This window comes from Vibrio sp. D173a, assembly GCF_030248475.1.
Genome location: NZ_JAHGAH010000665.1, coordinates 1 through 600, shown reverse-complemented (window position 1 = coordinate 600; position 600 = coordinate 1). Strand labels below are relative to the sequence as shown.

At 46.2% G+C, this 600-nt stretch carries 1 protein-coding gene; it reads right to left on the bottom strand.

What is annotated here, in order from left to right:
- A partial coding sequence (locus tag KIV40_RS28330) for an efflux RND transporter permease subunit (protein ID WP_285352542.1) occupies window positions 1-600 on the bottom strand: 600 nt, incomplete at both ends.

Here is a 600-nt window from a genome sequence, read left to right as displayed (position 1 = left end):
TTAAGAACTGAGCCTGCATCGACGTTTCACTCAGAAGCGGTGCTAAACCTGCAAAAGTGGTGATCGATGTTGGTAGTACCGCACGTAATCGACCCGTACACGCCTGTTGAATCGCTTCTTTAACACTCAACGACTTGTCTTTTACCAGTTCATTGAATCGTGACACTAGTAGCAAGCTGTCATTCACCACCACGCCACTCAATGCCAAGATACCATTGAGCGATAAGATGCTGAGCGTCAGATCATTGAGCCAATGACCTAGAATCGCCCCGACGATACCAAAAGGAATCGCGGCCATGATGATCAACGGCTGCACATACGATTTCAAAGGAATCGCCAATAAAGCAAAGATCATAATCAAAGCCAGCACAAAGGTAGACTGCATTGAATCCGTCGATTCCTGTTGCTGCTCTGCCTCACCAGTAAAATCAATTTTCACCGTTGGGTAGTCCGCTTGAAGTTCCTTAACCACACTTTTTTGTAGCTGCGCGACCAATTCGTTCGAAGCAATCTCGTCTTTGTCTACTACTGCAGTAATGTAAACCGCGCGTTGGTTGTCAATTCGCGTTATCTCAGACTGCTGGTAGTCTGAATAAACGT